At 39.7% G+C, this 15,971-nt stretch carries 16 protein-coding genes; 7 read left to right on the forward strand and 9 right to left on the reverse strand.

What is annotated here, in order from left to right; translation table 11 throughout:
- Positions 1–105 precede the first annotated feature (105 nt).
- The 4 genes from ABN256_RS04335 to yfbV all read right to left on the reverse strand — a co-directional run bounded on the left by ABN256_RS04335 (position 106) and on the right by yfbV (position 3,831).
- A complete protein-coding gene (locus ABN256_RS04335; protein WP_072068614.1) occupies positions 106–1,935 on the reverse strand; it encodes an SLC13 family permease in 1,830 nt (609 codons plus the stop codon).
- 109 nt (positions 1,936–2,044) lie between these two features.
- Positions 2,045–2,707, reverse strand: a complete 663-nt coding sequence (locus ABN256_RS04340; protein WP_072068615.1) for a sugar phosphatase — start codon at positions 2,705–2,707, stop codon at positions 2,045–2,047.
- A gap of 34 nt (positions 2,708–2,741) precedes the next feature.
- A complete protein-coding gene (locus ABN256_RS04345) occupies positions 2,742–3,236 on the reverse strand; it encodes a YfbU family protein (RefSeq protein ID WP_072068750.1) in 495 nt (164 codons plus the stop codon).
- 139 nt (positions 3,237–3,375) lie between these two features.
- A complete protein-coding gene (yfbV, locus tag ABN256_RS04350; protein WP_072068616.1) occupies positions 3,376–3,831 on the reverse strand; it encodes a terminus macrodomain insulation protein YfbV in 456 nt (151 codons plus the stop codon).
- Positions 3,832–4,222: 391 nt separating this feature from the next.
- Between yfbV and ackA the strand changes: the two genes are divergently transcribed.
- From ackA to ABN256_RS04370, 4 genes are all read left to right on the forward strand, one after another.
- Complete coding sequence (gene ackA, locus ABN256_RS04355; protein WP_072068617.1) at positions 4,223–5,425, forward strand: acetate kinase; 1,203 nt, start codon at positions 4,223–4,225, stop codon at positions 5,423–5,425.
- Between the two features lie 77 nt (positions 5,426–5,502).
- A complete protein-coding gene (pta, locus tag ABN256_RS04360) occupies positions 5,503–7,647 on the forward strand; it encodes a phosphate acetyltransferase (protein ID WP_072068618.1) in 2,145 nt (714 codons plus the stop codon).
- 414 nt (positions 7,648–8,061) lie between these two features.
- Entirely contained in the window at positions 8,062–8,205 is a 144-nt protein-coding gene (locus tag ABN256_RS04365) for a Hok/Gef family protein (protein ID WP_340893416.1), read from the forward strand.
- A 378-nt stretch (positions 8,206–8,583) separates the two neighbouring features.
- Positions 8,584–8,727, forward strand: a complete 144-nt coding sequence (locus ABN256_RS04370) for a Hok/Gef family protein (RefSeq protein WP_340893416.1) — start codon at positions 8,584–8,586, stop codon at positions 8,725–8,727.
- Positions 8,728–8,799: 72 nt separating this feature from the next.
- Here ABN256_RS04370 and alr read toward each other — a convergent pair whose 3' ends face one another.
- The 4 genes from alr to ABN256_RS04390 all read right to left on the reverse strand — a co-directional run bounded on the left by alr (position 8,800) and on the right by ABN256_RS04390 (position 12,245).
- Positions 8,800–10,023, reverse strand: a complete 1,224-nt coding sequence (gene alr / locus ABN256_RS04375; protein WP_349439178.1) for an alanine racemase — start codon at positions 10,021–10,023, stop codon at positions 8,800–8,802.
- Between the two features lie 193 nt (positions 10,024–10,216).
- Positions 10,217–11,473 carry a PTS ascorbate transporter subunit IIC gene (gene ulaA / locus ABN256_RS04380; protein WP_072068621.1) on the reverse strand — a complete coding sequence of 419 codons (1,257 nt, stop codon included), beginning with the start codon at positions 11,471–11,473 and terminating at the stop codon, positions 10,217–10,219.
- A gap of 10 nt (positions 11,474–11,483) precedes the next feature.
- Entirely contained in the window at positions 11,484–11,771 is a 288-nt protein-coding gene (locus ABN256_RS04385; RefSeq protein WP_072068622.1) for a PTS sugar transporter subunit IIB, read from the reverse strand.
- A gap of 30 nt (positions 11,772–11,801) precedes the next feature.
- Entirely contained in the window at positions 11,802–12,245 is a 444-nt protein-coding gene (locus tag ABN256_RS04390) for a PTS sugar transporter subunit IIA (RefSeq protein WP_072068623.1), read from the reverse strand.
- Between the two features lie 227 nt (positions 12,246–12,472).
- Between ABN256_RS04390 and ABN256_RS04395 the strand changes: the two genes are divergently transcribed.
- A complete protein-coding gene (locus tag ABN256_RS04395) occupies positions 12,473–13,519 on the forward strand; it encodes a LacI family DNA-binding transcriptional regulator (RefSeq protein ID WP_115350033.1) in 1,047 nt (348 codons plus the stop codon).
- On the opposite strand, the gene yfcD is transcribed toward ABN256_RS04395, so the two are convergent.
- The gene (gene yfcD, locus ABN256_RS04400) at positions 13,516–14,058 is read right to left on the reverse strand and encodes an NUDIX hydrolase YfcD (RefSeq protein WP_072068625.1); all 543 of its coding nucleotides are present in this window, start codon (positions 14,056–14,058) and stop codon (positions 13,516–13,518) included. The genes ABN256_RS04395 and yfcD overlap by 4 nt on opposite strands.
- Positions 14,059–14,256: 198 nt before the next feature.
- On the opposite strand from yfcD, the gene ABN256_RS04405 reads away from it, so the two are divergent.
- Positions 14,257–14,874: a glutathione binding-like protein gene (locus ABN256_RS04405; protein ID WP_196553767.1), complete on the forward strand. Its 618-nt coding sequence runs from the start codon at positions 14,257–14,259 to the stop codon at positions 14,872–14,874.
- Positions 14,875–14,938: 64 nt separating this feature from the next.
- A complete protein-coding gene (locus ABN256_RS04410) occupies positions 14,939–15,844 on the forward strand; it encodes a TIGR01777 family oxidoreductase (RefSeq protein WP_349439179.1) in 906 nt (301 codons plus the stop codon).
- Positions 15,845–15,971: the final 127 nt, after the last annotated feature.

The raw sequence follows: 15,971 nt of genomic DNA on the forward strand, positions 1-15,971 counted from the left end.
TCATAGATATATCGCATACATCAAATAAAAAACATCGCACAATAAATAAAAAACGCTGTCTATTAATTAACAAACAGCGTTTCAGCAAAACAAAAATATTGATAATTAGAATGGGAATAATAGCGGGATCAGGAAGACACTAATCAGCATTACGATTATCGTAAATGGCACACCAATCTTGATAAAATCAGCAAACTTATATCCACCCGGTTCAAGAATAAGCGTATTAACGGGCGAGGAAACCGGTGTCATGAAGGCTGCGGATGCCGCAACACCAATAACCATTGCAAAGGGTAATGGTGAAACATTCATTTGATTCGCAGCAGCAATCGCAATGGGTGCCATTAATACTGCCGTTGCTGTATTTGAGATAAACAACCCAATTGACGCACAGAGTATAAATAAACACACCAACATCACTTGAGGCCCAGCACTACCCGCAACATCCATTAAACCATTCACAATAAGCTCAATACCACCTGTTTTTTGTAATGCAGCGGCAAATGGCATCATACCTACAATCAAAATAATACTTGGCCAATGGATAGAACGATAGGCACTTTCCATATCAATACAACGGAATTTACCCATTAATAAACAAGCAATAAGTGCTGCAATAAAGTTGGGTACTTCATTTGTCACCATTAACGCTACCATTAATGCTAACGAAAATAATGCATGAGGTGCTTGTGATGAGGCTGGCGCAACAGTTTCAATTTCTGCAGCTAAATTTAACACGATGAAATTACGTGGTTTAGTCGATAAAACACGAATAAGTTTCCAATCACCAATAACCAACAGCACATCACCGAGGCGTAATGGTTCATCAACAATTTTACCCGGCAACGCATTACCTTCTCGGCGAATAGCAACAACGTTTAACCCGTAGCGAGTACGGAATTTTATCTCTCTTAATGATTTGCCTAATAACTCTGAATCTGGATTCATGGATACTTCAGCAAGGCCTACATCACGTGACTGTTCAGAGAAATATTCTCCACGTAATACCATCGGCTCTAACATCTGTTCACGGCAAAATTCGCGCAAATCAACATCACTGGCAGACATATCTACCAATAAAACATCACGCTCTCTTAATTCAGTGCCCCCTGTTGCGCTGACCATCACGCGCCGAAACCGCCTCCAGCGTTCAATACCAACAACGTTTGCACCATAACGAGAACGTAGGTGCAATTCATCAAGTGAATGACCTATAAGTGGGGAACCTTTACGAATAGCTAAACGACGAGCACGTCCTGCTAATTGATAATCACGAATAAGATCACGGAAAGTACGACGATAAGCCTCTTTTTGCTTACCATTATCGTTATTTCCTAACCAACGGCGTACCACCAGCATATATAGAATACCGGCAAACAATACAGCAATGCCAATAGGTGTAATGGAGAAAAATTGAAAACTTGGCAATCCTTCTCTGACTAATTCACTGTTAACAACCATATTAGGTGGAGTCGCCACTAAGGTCATTAATCCACTGATAAGGCCCGCAAAACCTAGTGGCATCATTAAACGACCTGGTGATGTTTTCATACGAGCAGCAACGCTCAGCACAACAGGAATAAAGATAGCTACCACCCCTGTTGAGCTCATGAAAGCCCCCAAACTTGCAACACATATCATTAATAGCACAAGCATTTTAACTTCACTGCTACCCGCGACACGTACAAGCCAGTCCCCCATTTGATAAGCCACACCTGTTCTCACTAACCCTTCTCCAATAACAAAAAGGGCAGCAATTAGTAATACGTTAGGATCACTAAATCCTACTGTAGCTTCATTTAATGTAAGTGTACCGCTAAGAACGAATGCGATGATGACAAGTAAAGCGACCACATCCATACGGATTTTATTGGTCGTAAAAAGGACAATAGCTATCAATAGCAGGCTTAAAACCCATAATAATTCGCTATTCAAAATGGCCTCGATCAGCAATAAGTGAAAACAGGTTAAGACATCAATTCACTACATTGATAAGTAGACCATTTTTACATCAATAAGTCTTCTAGTATGATCAAAGAAAAGACTATCTTTTGTGCGTTATTATCACTTTTTCAGCTTGCTTCTCGATTTGAATATCATTTAAAGAATCAATAATTAAATGAATCTCATTACGGCGAGGAAGGGATAAAGGGGCATGTACAGCAACGACTTGACATCCTGCATCTAAACCAGAGTAAATACCGGCTGCTGCGTCTTCAAAAACCACACACTCTTGAGGCAATAAACCTAATTTTTTTGCGCCTAAAAGATAAGGTTCAGGATCAGGCTTACCTTTACTAATACATTCAGCCGTCACCCAATGTTTAGGCTCAGGAATACCCGTGACCGATTGGCGTGTTGATGCGATTGGTACGGTACCAGAAGTCACTATTGCCCAAGGAATATCTAATTCATTAAGGTGATTGATTAACTCAATGGCCCCAGGAAGAGGTGCTAAACCTTCGGTTTGTGTTGATTCTAATTTTTCTAACCAGCGAAAAGTATCTGTTATCTCTTGTTCTGTAGCATTAGGCATAAAATGGCGAATCGACTCAATAGCAGGCTTTCCGTGGATATAGTCATTAATCTCTTGTGTTGATACGCCAACGCGTTCACCAAATAACGCCCAACAATATTCAACAACGGGTAATGAATCAACTAATGTTCCATCTAAATCAAACAGAAAACCTTTACATGTGATCGCCATAATTTATGCCTACCTTAGAATGATGCGTTACGTATTACGCATTAAGAATTTGTTGGATTTCAACGGCGCTAAGGTGATATTGCCGAGGGCAGGCTAACCAAACAGCCAGCATTCTTTGGTATTTTTCCCACATTGGTGTTTGTGAGTTGAAACCATGACTACCACTATCAAAATGCGTATAGCGCCCTTCTGTATTCACCATAAAACGCACATAACTAAGATAGCGGGATTCTGTCGCCGCATCAAAGCCAATAAATGCGACACGACGAGCATCTGGCATTTCTTGATCTTTTAAATTATCGCGAGAAACTTGCAGTGCATGGTACATTTCCATGACGTTAATAATGGTACGGCAAGTCTCCTCAGACATTTCATCAAAATCACGGTCTAGTTCACGTAATTGTAATCCGTAACCGCGTTCAATGATTGTCTGATAGCGACGATAACGTTCAGCGTTATCAGGATCCATCATAGTCATCATTTTATATTGATTAGAGAGGATCAAGCGTTGTGCGTGTGTCATTTCCATCATTAATTCTCCAAAGAAATCATTGAGGAGAGCATGACATTAATCAAAAGTATTGAGTAGTGTTAACTACGCGTTTTTTGATCTCAAGGGGGTAATTCTAAGGACAATAATGACAAATGACGAAGGTAGAACAAATGTTCTACACATCATCAAGAAAAGAGCGATCAAGTTGCTTAAAAGCCCGTTTTAATAAATGTGCTAGAGAAAGGTAAGTTGGCGTTTGTTCAACAGGTGCTAAAGCGATACCGGCTTCTTCAAATTTCTCGCGTATCTCATAAAACCAGCGTAATAATGTGCCAGGAAGAGGTGTTGCAGCACGCTTACCTAACCACCATAACCCTTGCATTGGCAGGCTACAGGCAAATAACGCCGTTGTAATTGCAGGCCCTAAACTCCCCCCTAAAGCAATTTGCCAAGTCATCGTAAAAATGGCGATCGGCGGCATATAGCGAATGCCAAATCGTGTTGCTTTGACAATGCGATTTTCAGGGAATACGGGGGCTAATTGCTTTTCAACCGGCCAGGTTTTTAAATACTCATTACCCAAACGAAGCTTCTTAAAAAAGCCGGGAGGAGTCACTGTCGGTTCGCTCATAATGACCTCAATCAATTTCTTCTGTAACTTTTAAAAAATATCTATAAAGAATAAAAATCTTTTAGTAGAATTAAGTATATTTTGTCTTTGTTGCCTTTACTCTGTATCCTGTGCCCATTCTAAAGGTTTGTGGCAATAAAGCGCTATATTTTGTTTGCCGGCGTGATTTTCAACCCTTTTCGACGATTTTAACGCGAAAAGCTAATGGGTGAATAAAAATCGTCCAATTAATGATTGGCAACTATAATTAGCATCAAGTTTTTACTTTAAGCATGATGCGCGTCATTAATGTCATCATAGTAATGCGATAGGCTTTTATGATTGACGTTTTATTAACCACCGTCTTTATAATATAAAAGACACTACGACAACAAGATAAATAGGTAATTCCATGTCAAGTAAGCTGGTGCTGGTACTGAACTGCGGTAGTTCTTCTCTTAAATTTGCAATTATCAACCCAGAAAATGGTGAAGAATTCCTTTCAGGTTTGGCTGAATGCTTCAACCTTCCTGAAGCCCGCCTGAAGTGGAAAATGGATGGCCAAAAACATGAAGCTGCGTTAGGCGCAGGTGCTGCTCATAGCGAAGCATTAAACTTTATCGTAAATACTATTCTGGCTGAAAAACCAGAACTGTCTGCACAAATTGCTTCAATTGGTCACCGTATTGTTCACGGTGGTGAGAAATTCACTAAATCTGTCGTGATCACTGACGAAGTTATCAAAGGTATTGAAGCTGCTATCCCATTTGCTCCATTACATAACCCAGCTCACCTTATTGGTATTGAAGAAGCGCGTAAAGCATTCCCTCATTTAATTGAAAAAATGGTTGCGGTATTTGACACTGCATTCCACCAAACAATGCCAGAAGAAGCTTATCTGTATGCACTGCCATACAGCTTATATAAAGATCACAGCATCCGTCGTTACGGTGCTCACGGAACTAGCCATTTCTTCGTTTCCCGTGAAGCTGCTAAAATGTTAAACAAACCTGTTGATGAACTGAATGTAATCACTTGCCACTTAGGCAATGGTGGTTCTGTTTCTGCTATCGTTAACGGTAAATGTGTTGATACTTCTATGGGTCTGACTCCATTAGAAGGTTTAGTGATGGGTACACGTAGTGGTGATATCGACCCTGCTATCGTATTCCATTTACATGATACTTTAGGTATGAGTGTTGATGACATTAATAAACTGCTAACTAAAGAATCTGGCTTATTAGGTTTAACTGAAGTCACTAGTGACTGCCGTTATGTTGAAGATAACTACGAAACTAAAGCAGATGCTAAACGTGCCATGGACGTTTATTGCCATCGTTTAGCGAAATACATCGGTTCTTACTGTGCACTGATGGAAGGTCGTTTAGATGCTATTATCTTTACTGGTGGCATCGGTGAAAACGCAGCAATGGTACGTGAATTATCTCTGAAAAAACTGGCTCTATTAGGTTTTGAAGTTGACCATCAGCGTAACCTAGATGCACGTTTCGGTAAATCAGGCACTATCACTACCGATAACAGCCGCCTTGCTGTTGTTATCCCAACTAACGAAGAGTTAGTTATCGCTCAGGACGCAAGTCGCCTGACCGCTTAAGTTCTTTGATGTACTGCCAGTGTCATGCTGGCAGTACTGTTTTACATAACGAGCAACCGATATTTAAAGAGGTTTCCGTGTCCCGTACAATTATGCTAGTCCCAACTGATACACGCGTAGGTTTAACCAGCGTCAGCTTGGGTGTTATCCGTTCTATGGAACAAAAAGGCGTTCGCCTTAGCGTGTTCAAACCTATTGCACAACCTCGTGTAAAAGGCGCATTAGATCAGACAACTGCGATTATCCGCTCTCACTCCACTATTCAATCATCAGAACCTTTAAATATGGATTATGTTGAGTCTCTGCTCAGCTCAAACCAAAAAGATGTTCTGATGGAAGAAATTGTTGCTAGATACCATGAAAACACCGCTGATGCTGAAGTTATTCTCATCGAAGGTCTGGTACCTATGCGTAAGCACCCTTTTGCACAATCATTAAACTATGAAATTGCAAAAACATTAGGTGCTGAAATTGTTTTCGTTACTGCATTAGGTAACAACACGGTTGAACAGCTAAAAGAGCGTATCGAATTTGCGCGTGCTGAATTTGGCGGTGTAAAAAACCAAAATATCACAGGCGTTATTGTTAACAAACTAAATGCACCTGTTGATGATCAAGGTCGTACTCGCCCGGACTTATCTGAAATCTTTGATGATTCAAGTAAAGCGATTATCTCCAATGTCGATTTAAAAACCATTGAAAAAAATAGCCCACTGCCTTTGCTGGGTTGCATTCCATGGAACTTCGATTTAATCGCTACCCGTGCAACAGATATGGCAAAACACTTAAATGCGACTGTCGTCAATAAAGGCGATATTGAAACCCGTCGTATTAAATCTGTCACTTTCTGTGCACGTAGCATTCCCCATATGTTAGAGCACTTCCGCCCTGGCTCACTGTTAGTTACCTCAGCGGATCGCCCTGATGTATTAGTTTCAGCGTGCCTTGCAGCAATGAATGGCGTTGAAATTGGTGCAATCCTACTAACAGGTGGTTACCAAATTGATGCACCAATCAAACAACTTTGTGAACGTGCATTTGAGACTGGCTTACCAATCTTTATGGTTAATGCGAACACTTGGCAGACCTCTTTAAATCTGCAAAGCTTTAGCTTAGAAGTGCCTGCTGATGACCATGAGCGTATTGAAAAAATTCAGAACTACGTTGCTCAACACATCAATACACAATGGATTGATTCACTGACAGCAAACTCTGAGCGTCCTAACCGTCTATCACCACCAGCGTTCCGTTATCAATTAACAGAATTAGCACGTAAAGCGAAAAAACGTATCGTTTTACCTGAAGGTGATGAGCCACGTACCGTTAAAGCGGCAGCAATTTGTGCTGATCGTGGTATCGCAACTTGCGTGCTGTTAGGTGATCCTGAAGAAATTCGTCGTGTAGCTACAGCACAAGGCGTTGAATTAGGCACCGGTATTGAATTAGTCAATCCGAAAGAAGTTCGTGAAATTTACGTACCTCGTTTAGTTGAACTGCGCAAAAATAAAGGTATGACAGAAGTTGTTGCTCGTGAACAGTTAGAAGATAACGTGGTTCTCGGCACATTAATGCTAGAAAAAGGCGAAGTAGACGGTCTTGTTTCTGGTGCTGTTCATACAACTGCTAACACTATTCGCCCACCACTACAGTTAATCAAAACTGCACCTGGTAGCTCATTAGTGTCTTCTGTGTTCTTTATGCTGTTACCTGAGCAAGTTTATGTTTATGGTGACTGTGCAATTAATCCAGATCCAACGGCTGAACAACTGGCTGAAATTGCAATCCAATCCGCTGATTCTGCCATTGCATTCGGTATCGACCCTCGCGTTGCAATGATTTCTTATTCTACGGGTAATTCTGGTGCTGGTAGCGATGTAGAGAAAGTACGCGAAGCGACACGTTTAGCACAAGAAAAACGCCCTGATCTGATAATTGATGGTCCTTTACAATACGACGCGGCTGTTATGGCTGACGTTGCTAAATCTAAAGCGCCAAATTCACCTGTTGCAGGTAAAGCGACTGTGTTTATCTTCCCTGATCTGAACACCGGTAATACCACTTACAAAGCGGTACAACGTTCAGCTGACTTGGTTTCAATCGGACCAATGTTACAAGGTATGCGTAAACCAGTGAATGACCTTTCTCGTGGTGCATTAGTCGATGATATCGTCTACACCGTTGCGTTGACAGCGATTCAAGCAAGCCAACAAGAAAACGCATAATTATTGAACTTCGCTTCAAACTAGACAAACGCCAGATGATTGATTTCATCTGGCGTTTTTTTATTCTGTCAATCTTTTCATTGATTAAAATGAGAAGCTACCTCAACGCTCAACAACTTGACTGCGGTCTTTTTTGACAAGGTCAATCAAGAGATAATACTACATATAACCACCATTATAAAAACAACTAACACATTGATTTTAATTATTTATATGAACCCATTTTATTCAAAAAAAGATAGGAATGAGATGCGTTTCTGTTAGTATGCTGGTGGGTGCTTGGATCATTTTGGTTCAAGCATTTGCGAGCGCCAAAAAGACGAAAGCCCCGAATTCTATTTTATTAAAATTCGAGGCAGTCTCAAGACCTCAACAACTTGATTCTGTCTCCTTTATAAAGGAGTGTCAAGAGAAATGGCTAAATTTGCCCTGATGGGGCTGATTGCTGTCTGTGTGACAGTACTGTGTTTATCATTACTTAGGCATGAAAGATTATGCTCTTTCAATATTCGTAGTGGTCATACAGTAGTTCAAGCGACTTTATCTTGCGATAAATAGCTTTGTGGGGGAATTTTCCCCCACAATTTCTCTCAAAAGTTGTTGAGATTGGTGATCACAAGCACCCTACTTTAATGACTTACAATATACAAATGAGTAATCCACACCTCGCTCCCTCTCTTTTACTTTTGTTTTCACAATAACAAAATCAACTAATGCATTGTTTTAACTAATATATTCATACTATTTTTATTCAAAAAAGATAGGAATGAGATGCGTTTCTGTTAGTATGCTGGTGGGTGCTTGGATCATTTTGGTTCAAGCATTTGCGAGCGCCAAAAAGACGAAAGCCCCGAATTCTATTTTATTAAAATTCGAGGCAGTCTCAAGACCTCAACAACTTGATTCTGTCTCCTTTATAAAGGAGTGTCAAGAGAAATGGCTAAATTTGCCCTGATGGGGCTGATTGCTGTCTGTGTGACAGTACTGTGTTTATCATTACTTAGGCATGAAAGATTATGCTCTTTCAATATTCGTAGTGGTCATACAGTAGTTCAAGCGACTTTATCTTGCGATAAATAGCTTTGTGGGGGAATTTTCCCCCACAATTTCTCATAACAGGTTGTTGCGTTTTGTGGTTACAAGCACCCTACTTTAATCCACTAATACCCGTTGATTGGTCGCACCCCATAAAATCGACATTTCTGTAAACAGTGCGCCACTAATATCTTCAACTTCTTCCGCTGTAATTTCGCTATTGCCTTGCTTACCAAAGAATACAACTTCATCCCCTGAGTTGATATTTTTAAGATCTGTAATATCAACAATCACCGTATTCATTGACGTTTTGCCTAAAACAGGTACACGTTGGCCACCAATTAATGCATGTCCTGCATTACTAAAAACCCGACGATAGCCATCTGCATAACCAACAGGAATATTAGCTAATACCGAGTCACGTTTTAGTGTGTAAGTACGGTCATAACCAACAGTATTACCTTTAGGATAATAATTGATTGAAGCAATATTCGATTTAAACGTCATTACGCGTTTGTAATCTGTACTTGCGATGGTATCGCCATAGAAAATTCCGCCTACACGTACCATATCTAGCCATGATTCAGGTACGGTAATTGTGGCAAACGTATTTGCCATATGCAGAGTGACATCTTTACGATTTAGCCCAGTAACATCCAATACTTTTTGGGATTGCTGTTTAAAACGAGCAAGATCTTCTCTTACTTTATCAGCATCTTCTTCAGGATAATGAGACATAATACCAACCACTTTAAGGTTAGCTAATTGAGCAATTTGCTTCGCCTCTTCAAGCCCCGCATTGTTATTCACTTCTAATCCATTACGAGACATTCCACCTGAATTTAAGGCTAAATGAATAGGGATCACTTTATTTTGCTGTTTAGCAATGGCATCTAATCTCTTAGCCATATCTAAGTTACCAATTAATTCTTCTACGTTATAGCTTGTCGCCTGAGCCATTTCTTGCTCTGTCGCATTACGCACACGCATTAAACGACCTTGAAACCCAAGATCACGTACTGTTTTGAATTCTTGATTATTAGTAACACCGATACATTGCACCTCATTTTCAATCATAACAGGTGCAACTAATGATAAATCATGGCCGTATGCATCCCCTTTTAAAACGGCACAAAGTGAGGATTTATCACCTAACAGTGATTGGACTTTTTTCACATTAAAATTAAGCGCACTTCGTGAGATCTCAATCCATGAATTATTCACGATAGCAGGTTGAACTTGAGCAGTTTGTGTTACTGGTGGGTTGTGATTAACAGGTTGTTGGCAAGCAGTGATAACAAAAAGTGGTAACAACGCAAGATATCGAATACCAAAAGACATCTTCTTTTTCCTTAGTGATTGTGATGTTAAACCTATTTTTATAATTAATTAGGTACGAAAATATACACATCGTGAATATTCACTCAGGATAATAGCATTGTTATTCATAAAATAAACATATAAATTCATATAAAAAAACGCCTCAGTGAATTAATCTCAATGAGGCGTTTATGTATCTTAATTCTTAAAACAATCAACGAACAATAATACCTAACAGAATACCGATAACACCGAAGTCTGCATCACTAAATGTAGTGTTAGCAATACCGATATCACCAAGTACTGGTAATAGGAACACAGGTAAGAATGTGATTAATAAACCTTGAACGAATGCGCCTAAAATCGCACCACGACGCCCACCGGTCGCATTACCAAATACCCCTGCTGTTGCACCCACAAAGAAGTGAGGAACCACACCAGGAATTATTACTGTCCAATCTAAAGCATACAGAATGAACATACCGATAACACCCGCTGCAAAGCTACTTAAAAAACCTACTAATACTGCATTGGGTGCATAAGGGAATACAACTGGGCAGTCTAAAGCAGGTTTTGCATTAGGCACTAACTTATCTGAAATACCTTTAAAGGCAGGAACAATCTCAGCAATAACCATACGCACACCTTGCAGGATAATATAAACACCTGCGGCAAAGGTAATGGATTGCATTAATGAGAACATAAACCAGTTTTTACCACCACTGACTTCACGAACAAATGTATCGCCCGCAAATAAACAGGTAATGATAAAGATAATGCCCATGGTGAAAGCAATGGCAACGGGTGTATCACGTAAAAAGAGTAAACTTTTAGGCACATTCATCTCTTCAGTTGAATGCTCTTTATTACCAAATTTACTTCCGATAAAACCGGCAACGACATAAGAGATAGTTGAGAAATGCCCTAATGCAACGTCATCAGAACCGGTAATTTTTTTCATATAAGGGTGTGCAATGGCTGGGAAAAACACCATTGAAACCCCAACAACGAATGAACCTACCGCAACTAATACAGCGCCTTCTAAGCCTGCTGTTGCCAGAATAACTGCCACCATCATTGACATAAATAATGTATGGTGACCCGTTAAGAAAATAAATTTCCACGGCGTTAAACGAGCAATTAAGATATTAATCAACATGGCAAAGAACATAATCAGAGCCATTTCTTTACCAAAGCTTTTTTGTGCAATAGAGACAATTGCCTCGTTATTAGGCACAACACCTTGAATACCAAATGCATGTTGGAAAATCGTTGAGAAATCACCCAGTGAGTTAATGACAAGACCTGCACCAGCACCTAAAATCACAAAACCCATAATGGTTTTTACCGTGCCTTTAATACATTCTGTAACTGGTTTTTTCTGGGCGATTAAGCCAATCAATGCGATCAAACCCACTAAAATAGAAGGCTCTGAAAGCACATCACTCATTAGAAAGCGGAAAAAGTCCATGATAGGCTCCTTATAACGCGCCTAATTCACGTAATGCGACAGAAAGCTTTTCTTTCATCGCGACTTTATCAATCATATTATCCAGTGAAACGACTCTTCCATTTACAGCTTGAGCACTAAGTTGCTCAGCAATATCACGAGTTCCAACATAGATATCACTTGGCGTACCTTTTGCTGAACCCAAATCAACGTGATCCACTTCTGCATTGACAGCGAGATCTTTTAAAATACTTTTGATACTCATTTCCATCATTAAGCTACTGCCTAAACCATTTCCACACACAACTGTAATTTTCATGGTATTCCCCTTGGTAATTTTAAATTGTCATTAATAGTTGTTGATAACTGCTAATACATCCGCTTTGCTTTTCGCATTAAATAACGTTTGAATATCTTTATCGTTATCAAAAAGTTCGGCTAATTTCATAATGGCATTAATATGGCTATCGTTATCTGTTGCAGCTAAAACAATCAGTAATTTCACCGGATCGTTTTCATCAGCACCAAATTCCACACCTTGCTCAACAATCGTTAATGCAAGAGAAAGTTGATTAACACCATCTTCAGGACGAGCATGAGGCATCGCAATACCAGGGCCCAAAACATAATACGGCCCTATTTTTTCATGTGATTTATAAATAGCATCGATGTAACGAGGTTCAACACACCCTTTATCAACTAATGGCTGACACGCCACTTTAACGGCTTCTCGCCAATCACTAACGCTTGGAACTACTTGCACCACATCAGGTGTTAATAATGTTTTAAGCATCTTTGTAACCTCAATAAGACTCTCTTTGAGCTTTGTTATTAAGGATAGTAATCATTAATGGTAGCGCTATCTAGATAGATCATTCGTAATTGTGATAGCGCTATCATTTTAATAAAATGTTAATTGCAGAAAATGCCAACAATTGACACTGTATTGTTTCAGCATAATGGAAAGATTTCAGGTAGGATCTGCGGTTAATAAAATAGGCTAAGCAAGCATAATCACACATGATCAAAACACGTAAGCGCCGAAATACAGGTCGCGTCACATTACAAGATGTCGCTAAACACGCTGGAGTCGGTTCAATGACTGTTTCGCGTGCATTACGAACCCCTGAGTTGGTCTCTGATAAATTAAGAGAGAAAGTTAATCAAGCCGTAGAAGAACTTGGTTATATTCCTAATGCCTCGGCAGGTGCGTTAGCTTCGGCTCAAAGTCATATTATTGCAGTACTGTTACCCTCTTTTACAGATAAAGCCAGTGCTGATTTTATGCAATCTTTACAGCAAATATTAAATCGCCATCAATATCAAATTCTCGTTGGTTGTTATGAGCATCAACCGCATAAAGCCAGTGATGTGATTAATATGCTATTACAAAGCAATCCTGCCGCATTAGTTGTCTTTGGCTCACAACTCAGTCCCACTCATTTTTTAAATATTAGTAATGCCAACGTGCCTGTTGTCAGTGTTGCAAGTCAATCCGATGAGCAGGCTGCCATTAGTATTGATTGCTCTTATGAACAAGCTGCATATGATTTAACTAGTCATTTAGTCACTCAAGGAAGACGTTGCATTGGCTATATTGGCGCTTTACAAGGACAGCGTTTACACCATCAGCAAATTACAGGTTGGTCACGAGCCCTACTCAAATATTATTTAAATGCCGAACAAAGCGTTACAACCCCCGATCCTGCTTCTATGGCTTATGGTAGACAGGCTTTAACAGAGATTTTATTGCGTCAACCTGAATTAGATGCCGTTATTTGTAGTCATGAGAGCATTGCATTAGGAATGATTTTTGAGTGTCAAAGACGATTAATTAAGATCCCTCAAGATCTGGCCATTGCCTGTTTGGAAGGCTCTGATAATAGTGATCAGATATCCCCATCTCTCACGTCAATTCGCTTTGATTATCACAAAATGGGAAAAGAGGCAGGAAAACACCTTATCGCCCTTTTACAACGCTTAAAAGACGAAGATGATAACGCTATATTCGAAGATACCGTTATCAACTATGCTTATCGCTTTGAAATAGGGCAAAGTACCCCTTAATCGACGGTTTCTCGAGTTTCTAAGCGTGTACTATTATTACGTGTTAGCCAAAGAGAAAGCGCTTTTAGTGAATCCGGCGTAAATTCATCACAACGCTCTGTGATTTCAGAGGGAGTTAACCAGCACACTTCCTCGATTTCTTCTGCTTGCAGAGCAAAAGGCCCATGAGAAACACAACTAAATAGACTTCCCCAGACACGACAGCTTTTATCATCATAATAAAATTGTCCGTGTTCAGCGAAAGGAACCCCCGCAATGCCGAGTTCTTCTTCTGCTTCACGGCGCGCACTTTCCAGTAAATTTTCACCTTGTTGGACAACACCACCTGCTGTGGCATCTAACCAGCCAGGATAAAAATCTTTTGTTTCTGTTCTACGTTGCGCCAAAATTTTGCCCATCCCATCATGAACAACAATATACGTTGCTCTATGTCGTAGGTTTTCAGCTCGCATTTGTTGACGTGTTGCTTGTGCAACGACTTCATTTTTATCATCAACAATATCAACCCACTCAACCAATGCCGTCTTTTCTTGTTCCATCCTCAACAAACCTTTTTTAACCGATACTAAACGATCGTAATTTTTATCCTGAATATACCAAAATCACTATTTTTCACCACTACAATAATCATACGAGACTTGTCTTATCTATCTTGCGCTTTTTTGCTTTTTATGATGTTAGAAGGCAGACTGTGGTTATACTAAACATTTCGTGCCTACTTTACTTTGGAGCTTTCAATGATTGATTTATATTATGCAGATACCCCAAATGGTCAGAAAATAACACTTTTTCTTGAAGAAGCAGGCCTATCTTATCAATTACATCGCATTGACATCAGTAAAGGCGATCAATTTAAGCCTGAGTTTTTAGCAATTTCCCCTAACAACAAAATTCCTGCCATCGTCGATAATTCACCCGCAGATGGGGGCGAACCACTCTCTATTTTTGAGTCTGGTGCTATTCTTATCTATCTAGCTGAAAAAAGTAGCAAATTAATTAGCCAAAATTTACGTGAAAAAACAACACAACTGCAATGGCTGTTTTGGCAAGTGGGAGGTTTTGGCCCCATGTTAGGACAGAATCATCATTTCACTCGCTATGCCACAGAAAAAGTACCTTATGCAATTAAACGTTATACTGAAGAAACACAGCGTCTATATAGCGTGTTGGAAAAAAGGTTAGCGCAATCACCTTACCTTGGTGGACAAGAATACAGCATTGCGGATATTGCCACATATACATGGGCCCGTCTTCACGCTCACCACAATATTGATTTGGCTAATTACCCTGCGATAGAAAAATGGCTAAATAAGATAAACCAGCGCCCAGCAGCTAAAAAGCTCTTTGGTGAATAAAAGCAATTCATAGTGTCAGGATGATATTTATTCTTTATTAGGCAAGATGATCAGGAGGATGGTGATGAAAATACTTATCACAGGTGGTACAGGATTAATTGGTAAAGCATTAGTGTGTGAACTTGCACTGTCTAATAATGATATTACAGTGCTTTCTCGCTCACCTCAAAAAGTCTATTCGCATTTTTGTAATGAAATCACCTGTTGGACTCAACTCAGTGATAAACAAAATCTTAATGAGTTTGATGCGGTCATTAATCTTGCTGGAGAACCCATTGCCGATAACCGTTGGACACCAGCTCAAAAGCAAAAACTCATTAACAGTCGTTGTGATTTAACTCAAAAATTGGTTGAGTTAATTAAAGCCAGCGACTCTCCTCCTTCTGTTTTCATTTCTGGCTCTGCGGTTGGCTTTTATGGTGACCAAGGTGATTTGCAAGTTACTGAACAAACACCAGCAAATCCTGAGTTTACACATGAGCTCTGTGCTAAGTGGGAAAGTATTGCTCTTGAAGCACAAACACCATTAACACGTGTTTGTTTATTACGTACAGGAATTGTGCTTTCAACACTAGGTGGTGCTCTACCTAAAATGAGTAAACCCTTTAAATTAGGATTAGGTGGCAAATTAGGAAGCGGAAAACAGTATATGCCATCGATCCATATTGATGACATGGTCAGCGCGATTATTTTCTTGCTTAAGACTCAAGATGCTAAGGGTGCCTTTAACTTAACAGCGCCTAATCCTGTACAAAATAAAGAATTTACTCGTCTATTAGGAAAAGCGTTTAATCGCCCTGCCTTAATGACAGTTCCTGAAAGTGTATTACGTTTAGTAATGGGAGAAAGCGCCACATTAGTATTAGGTGGGCAACAAGCTATCCCTGAAAAATTACTTAATGCGGGCTTTGAGTTTCGTTACCCACAATTAGAAGAGGCATTAAAAGATATTATTACCACTGGAAAATAATCTCTTTTCTATTCTCAATGATTCAGAATAAATACTCTATTGAATAGATACTTTAAATAATTCGAGGTGTAGCTAGTCGACAACGCTGCACCTTAAAATATGACGAGTAAATACTCTAAATAATTCG

The sequence above is a fragment of the Proteus sp. fly-1008 genome (assembly GCF_040140305.1).
Taxonomy (GTDB): Bacteria; Pseudomonadota; Gammaproteobacteria; order Enterobacterales; family Enterobacteriaceae; genus Proteus; species Proteus vulgaris_B.

Bases quoted from the DNA above. Each gene is read 5' to 3' on its own strand.
- ABN256_RS04345 (WP_072068750.1), bottom strand. From the start codon at position 3,236: ATGGAAATGACACACGCACAACGCTTGATCCTCTCTAATCAATATAAA.
- ABN256_RS04370 (WP_340893416.1), top strand. From the start codon at position 8,584: ATGGCTAAATTTGCCCTGATGGGGCTGATTGCTGTCTGTGTGACAGTA.
- yfcD (WP_072068625.1), bottom strand. From the start codon at position 14,058: ATGGAACAAGAAAAGACGGCATTGGTTGAGTGGGTTGATATTGTTGAT.
- ackA (WP_072068617.1), top strand. From the start codon at position 4,223: ATGTCAAGTAAGCTGGTGCTGGTACTGAACTGCGGTAGTTCTTCTCTT.
- ABN256_RS04395 (WP_115350033.1), top strand. From the start codon at position 12,473: ATGATCAAAACACGTAAGCGCCGAAATACAGGTCGCGTCACATTACAA.
- alr (WP_349439178.1), bottom strand. From the start codon at position 10,023: ATGTCTTTTGGTATTCGATATCTTGCGTTGTTACCACTTTTTGTTATC.
- ABN256_RS04405 (WP_196553767.1), top strand. From the start codon at position 14,257: ATGATTGATTTATATTATGCAGATACCCCAAATGGTCAGAAAATAACA.
- ABN256_RS04410 (WP_349439179.1), top strand. From the start codon at position 14,939: ATGAAAATACTTATCACAGGTGGTACAGGATTAATTGGTAAAGCATTA.
- ABN256_RS04340 (WP_072068615.1), bottom strand. From the start codon at position 2,707: ATGGCGATCACATGTAAAGGTTTTCTGTTTGATTTAGATGGAACATTA.
- ABN256_RS04390 (WP_072068623.1), bottom strand. From the start codon at position 12,245: ATGCTTAAAACATTATTAACACCTGATGTGGTGCAAGTAGTTCCAAGC.
- ABN256_RS04385 (WP_072068622.1), bottom strand. From the start codon at position 11,771: ATGAAAATTACAGTTGTGTGTGGAAATGGTTTAGGCAGTAGCTTAATG.
- ulaA (WP_072068621.1), bottom strand. From the start codon at position 11,473: ATGGACTTTTTCCGCTTTCTAATGAGTGATGTGCTTTCAGAGCCTTCT.
- ABN256_RS04365 (WP_340893416.1), top strand. From the start codon at position 8,062: ATGGCTAAATTTGCCCTGATGGGGCTGATTGCTGTCTGTGTGACAGTA.
- yfbV (WP_072068616.1), bottom strand. From the start codon at position 3,831: ATGAGCGAACCGACAGTGACTCCTCCCGGCTTTTTTAAGAAGCTTCGT.